Origin of the sequence: Devosia sp. (genome assembly GCF_030689745.1) — a bacterium.
In the GTDB taxonomy this organism is placed as follows: Bacteria; Pseudomonadota; Alphaproteobacteria; order Rhizobiales; family Devosiaceae; genus Devosia; species Devosia alba.
In genome coordinates, this window is sequence record NZ_JAUYGL010000132.1 from 1 (window position 1) to 6,629 (window position 6,629).

The following is a 6,629-nucleotide window of genomic DNA, read 5'->3' on the forward strand; positions in this document are numbered from 1 at the left end:
TAGCGTCTTCACATGCACCGGCTTGAAAAGGCCGACACGCATCATCTGAGCAATGCCGGGCGCGTCAAGCCGGTCAGACTTGTTGATCTGCTGCGCCTTCAGCAGCGACTTCATGTGGCGGGTCTCGACGCAGATCACGGGCAGACCGGCTTCCGCCATGCCGTTCACCAGCCACTGCGACAGCGGCCCGGCCTCGATCCCGACGCGGCCATAGTCCTCGCCAATCGACGTCAGCAGCGTCACGATATCGTCCGGCTCTGACGGCACCTTCTGCTCGTATACTACCTTGCCGGCCTCATCGACGACGCACACCGCCGTCTCCTTCACCGACACTCCAGTCCCACGAAATAAGCCATCGCAGTTGCTCCTTCCTTCGATGCCCGAGGTCAGGGGTGACCTCGCAAGCATCTTACATGAAGGGGCTGCAGCTTCCCGATCTCAGATCGCGCCGCAGCCGCCGCGATACACCATCTTCTGTCGAGTGTCACGCCGAAGCAGACGTTACCCGTTGGTCCCACGAAGCCGCACGGGAGTGAACAGGCGGATATTACTCCCCCGCTTGGCATTGCTAGTTCGCAGACGCTTGTCCGAAATCAAGGTTTGTCGGGCGAGGAAGAACCGGCCCTTTACCGCTGCTGGTGGGGACGCTGTCATCCACTTCGATGAGGGCGAACTTGCGAGACCAACATTTGCCCGCCCCTTTGAGGAAGAAGCCATAGTGGAGGCTCTGCGCTTCCTCGGGAATATCGAAAACAACTGATCTCTCGTTCCAGCCCTGCGTTCCAACCAATGGACCATCGGGTCGCCGCAGTTCGAGGTTGTCGAACAGGAGCGTTCCTTTCGCGCCATCGACCCGGAACCAGATGGTCGCGCCAGTTCCAGCATCCTCCGTACGCAGCTCGCCGGCGAGCCGGATGCGCTTGCCTCTAGATGGTTCGGCATCCACACTCTGCATGACCGTGCAGAAGTCGTCGCCACGGACGTCGTGCAGCATCTCGGGCTTAGCCACGATCAGAACAGTTGAACCGTTCTCATGATCGATGCGCGCATCGTATAGATGCGGGCTCTTGCCCGACTTAAACCAGCCGTCAGGCAGAGTTTCATCAGGCGAGCTTGCTCGATCAATTTTGGCACTAAGCATGTTCCAATTGGCCATGCCGAACTGGCGCGAGACCAATTCGAGGCCATCACTGTGGGTGATTTCGATGCTTCTTTCGGCCAAAGCCTGCCGCAGCAGCTTCGCCATGAGTTTAGCATCCATGAAGCTATGCATGGTTCGATCCTTCTCTCGGGCAGCAGAAAAGATCAGTGCTCGCATTGCTGACGGCCTGCCCAGGAGTTACGGGTCAAACCAAACCTAGGTGCATTCACCCTTCCCAGATGGGCGCGAGCGGCTGGCTGCACATGCCGAGAGTGAGGCTACGCCGCGGTTGAGAATTGTCAACAGTGGTTGGCCTTGCGGTCGTCCGCTATCGGCAATTGGACAATCGAGCATCTAGGTCTGAAATGGGTCGGTTCCGGCAACTTCGGGGTGGTTTTCAGACGGTCTGCAAATATCCGATGATCCACCTAAGCGGACAAAACCCGTCGGCACCGCGATCGCACGGCGGGATCGTCGTGCGCAAAGCACCAAGAACTGGCTATCCATCGCTTCGCACTGGGGTAATCGCTGTCCAGGCCCTTTGATGCAAGCCAGTCCAGAGCCACGCTTCTGTCACTGTCGGTTGCCGACGGCGAAATCTCCTGATCGAGATAGGCGACCGCCGACCAGACATCGAGGCGCCTGTCGGCCATCTTCGAAGAAGCACCAAAGTCGATTATTGCGCTGACACTGCCTCCTTCCACCAACACGTTGTCAGGGAAGATATCGAAGTGTACCAAGGACGGCGTCGAGCACTCCGGCATGACCTCGGGGTCCGCCATTACAAGTTCAGCCAGAGACCCACTGACGGGCCGTACGCTTAGCAGCTTCTCGATGAGGTACGTCCTGTAGGTCGGGGCACGAATGCCAGGCGGCGCAACAATATCGCCCCAGAATGGCATGTGGATTTCGATGTCGCCTACCGACGCCGCGGCGTCCAGGTAGCTGCAAACCAGGCGATGGCGGGATCGACCCCATTGCCGCCGTTTGGCGATGAATGGCGAAATCCTAAAACCGGCCATTCAAGCGTGACCTTTTGTGGACCGATTGGGTGGGCGAACTCGCCCCGATCGGTTGAACGTGGTGTCTGAACCTCGTGGGTGTCTTTGGCGCGGCAGTATGTAGCCGCGCTTGCTAAGTAGAGGGGAACTAGAGAGTGTCTCGGGCTACCAATGCGGCGCTGGTTCACAAATGGCGGAATCTCCCGCCGACCATAGCTTGATGGGCTGACCCGGCTGGGCACCCAGGCTGAAACAGTCGCCCCCGCCGCATAGGGTCCAGGCGGAATTGCCAGCGCCCGATGAGGCCAGAACGACCTCTTTCATTGGCGCAACATCTGGTCGGTAGTGCCAGCCATCTTCCAGCCGGACGGCACCGGGCGGGGGCTCCATGCCTGCCCCCGATCCCTCAATAATGGCCTCTGTGACCTGGAGGCCATTGGGTTGAACGCGCCAATGTTCCAACCATTGGGTGCGTTCAACTGTGTGCGTCCACGACAGTGAGAACGCACCGACGGCCAGCGTAAGTACCTGGCCGGCCGTCAGGATGCAGAGCACCTCAGCCATTGGAGGCCGCCGAGGCTGGACCATCGCGCCGCGTCGACCAGACTTGCCAGGCAATGAACACGGCAACCAAAGCAAGACCCACCCCGTCGGTCAGCGGTAATGCTGCCACCAGCAGGAAGGCAGCGGCCATGGCCAGTAAACGCTCGGGCCAGCCCATCCGCCGATGCAGGAAGCCGACCACGGCGACGCCCCACAGGCCAATGGCCAACAGTGCTTTGAACACGACATAAACAACCGCTGGCCAAAACCCGATCGCCGCAGACAGTTCGCCGCCATCCTGCAGCATGAGTGCAGGGGTGAACACCGCCATATAGGGAATGACGAAACCGGCAGCTGCGATCTTGATCGCTTCGAGCGAGATCTTAAGGCCATTCTCCTTGGCAATGGGGGCTGCGGCAAAGCAGGCCAGTGCCACAGGCGGCGTCAGGTCGGCCAGAATCCCAAAATAGAAGACGAACATGTGGCTGACGATCAGCGGCACGCCGAGCTGGAGCAGCGCAGGACCGGCAATGGTGGCGGTGATGATGTAGTTGGGCACAGTGGGAATGCCCATGCCCAGCAATAGGCAGGTCACCATGGTCAGCACCAGCGACAGGAACAGATTGGACTCCCCGACATGGACGATAAACTGGCCAAATGTATTGGCCATGCCGGTCAGGGTCATGGTGCCAACAATAATGCCGACAATGGCGCAGGCAATGCCGACAGGCAGCGCCGTTCGTGCGCCTTCGGCCAGTGAATCGCGACAGATCGCCAGGGTCTCGCGCCCGCCCTTGGAAAACAGGTTTGCGGCGATAAGCCCAAGAACGGCGGCAACAATGACATAGGTGCCAAAGCGCAGCAGAGCCGCAGCCACCAGCCCGAGGCCGATCCAGAAGATCAGCCGGATGACTTTGCCCGGCAGGCGCAGCGCCAGCGAGCCGCCCAGGATGAGAAGCACCGTCAGTGCCAGTCCGATCGTGCCCGCATAAAGCGGCGTATAGCCGGAAAACAACAGGAAGATGAGAGCGATCAGCGGCAGCAGCAGATACCATTGCGCCTTGATGGCCGCGAGTGGCGATGGAAGCTCGCTGCGCGGCAGGCCGAACAGTGAGCGGCGGCCCGCTTCGAGGTGAACCATCCAGAAGGCCGACATGAAATAGAGGATTGCCGGGATGATGGCGGCTCGGACGACTTCGATATATTCGACGCCCAGCGTCTCGGCCATGATGAAGGCCACCGCGCCCATCACGGGCGGCATCAGTTGCGCGCCCATGGACGACGTCGCCTCGACGCCGCCGGCAAAGGCGGCGCGATAACCAAAGCGCTTCATCAGCGGAATGGTAAACTGGCCGGTGGTGACCACATTGGCCACGCCCGAACCGGAAATGGTCCCCATAAGGCCCGATGAAATCACTGCGACCTTGGCCGCGCCACCCTGGGTATGCCCGACCAGCCCGAGCGACACATCGGTAAACAGCTTGATCATGCCCGCGCGTTCGAGGAATGAACCGAACAGGATGAACAGGAAGATGTAGGTCGAGGACACCAGCGTCGGGATGCCGTAAATGCCCTCGGTGCCATAGGCCATGTGGTCGATGACCTGCTCGAATGCATAGCCGCGATGGTTCAGCGGAGAGGGCAGATATTGACCAAGCAGGCAGTAGGCCAGAAAGAGCCCGCAGATGATGGGAAGGGCTGGCCCCATAATGAGCCAGGCCGCGGAAAACAGGGTCAGCAGCGCGATCACGCCAACCACCAGATCAAGCGTGGTGGGATCGCCAGCGCGGGTAATCAACGGCACATATTCAACGAACTGGTAGATGGCGACGCCGAAGCCAGCCGCTGCCATCGTCCAGGCTATGGCTTTTACCAGCGGCCCGGTATCGCGACTGACAGCGATCAGCGGAAAGGTCAGTGCCAGCAGAAAGCCGACGTGAAATGCACGCACCACAATGCTGGGCAACGCCACCAGATGCAGCGCAGTGATGATCTGGAAAACAGAAAAGACCACGGCGAGCCAGAAGAGGGCCCTACCCTCGCGGGTGGCGGGGAATCCCTTGGCCAGAGGGTCATGAAAAGTCGAGGCCCCCGGCTGTTGGGCCGTCGGGCTGGTGTCAGCGCGCATCATTTTTACTCCTCCCAGAGCAAGACACAAAGACAACGGGGCGCCCAGACCAAAGTCCGGACGCCCCGCTGACCGGCAGGATTACATCAAGCCAGCTTCCTTGTAGTAGCGCTCAGCCCCTGGGTGCAGTGGGATGGTCAGGCCAACCAGCGCACCTTCCGGCGTGATGCCGGCGGCAGCGTTGTGCGCTGCCTTCAGCCCATCGAGATTTTCGAACAGGAGCTTGGTCATCTGGTAGGCGGTTTCATCGCTCACACCGGCATGGGTGACCAGCATATTGCCGATAGCCGCCGTGGTGACATCACTATCCTGACCGCTATAGGTGCCGGCAGGAATGTAGCTGGGCACATAGGGTGCGCCCACGGTCTCCACGACAGAGGTCGGAATTTCGACGATATTGATATCGAGCGAGGCCGCCAGATCCTTGATGAAAGCAACGCCAAGACCAGATGACTGCAGCGTCGCATCGAGCTGACGATTCTTGATCAGCTCGGCCGATTCCGCATAGGGTAAATATTCGGTCTGGGCGAAGTCTTCATAGCTCATGCCGGCAGCTGCCAGGATGGCGCGTGCATTCAACTCTGTGCCCGACTTGGGCGCGCCAACCGAAACACGTTTGCCGGACAGGTCGGCAAGCGTCTTAATTCCAGATTCGGCCGAAGCGACGATCTGAATATAGTTCGGATAGATCGCCGCGATGGCACGGAGTTCGGACAGTGGCTCCGTGAAACCGGCTTCCGCATCACCATCCCAGGCCAGCTTGACCGAGTCACCCAAGGCGAAAGCGATTTCACCACGACCGGCCTGCAGCAGGTTCAGGTTTTCAACCGACGCCTTGGTCGACTGCACCTGCGTGCGTGAGCCTTCGATACCTTCAGCGTAGATCTCTGACAGTGCAACGCCGAGTGGGTAATAGACGCCCGATGTGCCGCCGGTCAGAACGTTGATGAATTCCTGCGCATTGGCAGCAAGCGGCGCCGACAGCGCAAGCGACGCCCCGATGACGACACCCGCCCAGGATTTGAGTGGCTTGTAGAACATGCAGATTTCCTCCCTTGCATGACAGATCTGAAATGGGTCAGGCCACATCCTCAAGCAGCCGACAGTTTAGAGATTAGCAAGCCTCATGCCACGTGCCCGAAAACCAAGACGCTGGGCTATTTCAATGGCTTGCCCATCCGCCAGCAAGGACGGGACGCCGATGGCGGGCGGAAATCCGCCAGCCACGGATCGGATTGGGCGGAACTCCGCCTGCTTCAAGCGTCGGTCCCACGCAAGCCGTAACGCAGGATCTTTTCGTTCAATGTGCGGCGAGGCATCCCCAAACGGTCTGCCGCGTCTGTGGTAACTCCCCCACTTTCCAGCAAAGCCTCGGCAATGATATCGGCCTCGAAACGGGCTACGCGCTCCGACAATGACCATGTCTCAGTGCCCTCGCCCCGTGCGTTCTTGACTATTCCGAGTGCCGCACGGTCGGCGATCGCCTTGAGTTCTCGGACATTGCCGGGCCAGTGTTGCGCCTGCAGCCGGTCGGTATCGCGTGGGCTGATCGTGGGCGCAGGGAGGCCGAAGCGGCGGGCCGCGTCTGCCACAAAGAGCTGGAACAACAGCGGCACGTCTTCCCGCCGCGCGCGCAAGGGCGGCACGGTCAACTCGACCGTGGACAGGCGATAGAAAAGATCCGCGCGGAACCGTCCGGCGGCGCTGTCGACTGCAAGATCGGTTTTGGTCGCAGCGATGAAGCGCACGTCGATGCCAATCTGCCGGTTGCTTCCCAACCGCTCGATGACGCGCTCCTGGATGGCACGCAAAACCT

The 6,629-nt window shown here is 60.2% G+C and carries 6 protein-coding genes and 1 pseudogene; all 7 read right to left on the minus strand.

What is annotated here, in order from left to right:
* On the minus strand, positions 1-408 hold a 408-nt coding region (locus Q8O80_RS11560; protein ID WP_371136174.1), incomplete at its 3' end, for a transposase.
* Between the two features lie 700 nt (positions 409-1,108).
* A pseudogene (locus Q8O80_RS21585) lies at positions 1,109-1,273 on the minus strand (glyoxalase superfamily protein); the annotation flags it as partial.
* Positions 1,274-1,569: 296 nt separating this feature from the next.
* A complete protein-coding gene (locus Q8O80_RS11570) occupies positions 1,570-2,163 on the minus strand; it encodes a phosphotransferase (protein ID WP_305579611.1) in 594 nt (197 codons plus the stop codon).
* 144 nt (positions 2,164-2,307) lie between these two features.
* Positions 2,308-2,730 (minus strand): DUF1850 domain-containing protein, encoded by a 423-nt coding sequence (locus tag Q8O80_RS11575; RefSeq protein ID WP_371136175.1) that lies wholly within the window; start codon positions 2,728-2,730, stop codon positions 2,308-2,310.
* Positions 2,699-4,813 carry a TRAP transporter permease gene (locus Q8O80_RS11580; RefSeq protein ID WP_371136176.1) on the minus strand — a complete coding sequence of 705 codons (2,115 nt, stop codon included), beginning with the start codon at positions 4,811-4,813 and terminating at the stop codon, positions 2,699-2,701. The genes Q8O80_RS11575 and Q8O80_RS11580 overlap by 32 nt, the downstream gene beginning before the upstream one ends.
* 81 nt (positions 4,814-4,894) lie before the next feature.
* Positions 4,895-5,854 (minus strand): TAXI family TRAP transporter solute-binding subunit, encoded by a 960-nt coding sequence (locus Q8O80_RS11585; protein ID WP_305579614.1) that lies wholly within the window; start codon positions 5,852-5,854, stop codon positions 4,895-4,897.
* A 215-nt stretch (positions 5,855-6,069) separates the two neighbouring features.
* The coding region (locus Q8O80_RS11590; protein ID WP_305579615.1) for a sigma 54-interacting transcriptional regulator at positions 6,070-6,629 on the minus strand (560 nt) is incomplete at its 5' end.

What these genes read in the sequence shown, in the direction of transcription:
- Q8O80_RS11575 (WP_371136175.1), bottom strand. Translation starts at nt 2,730, where the DNA reads ATGGTCCAGCCTCGGCGGCCTCCAATGGCTGAGGTGCTCTGCATCCTG.
- Q8O80_RS11585 (WP_305579614.1), bottom strand. Translation starts at nt 5,854, where the DNA reads ATGTTCTACAAGCCACTCAAATCCTGGGCGGGTGTCGTCATCGGGGCG.
- Q8O80_RS11570 (WP_305579611.1), bottom strand. Translation starts at nt 2,163, where the DNA reads ATGGCCGGTTTTAGGATTTCGCCATTCATCGCCAAACGGCGGCAATGG.
- Q8O80_RS11580 (WP_371136176.1), bottom strand. Translation starts at nt 4,813, where the DNA reads ATGCGCGCTGACACCAGCCCGACGGCCCAACAGCCGGGGGCCTCGACT.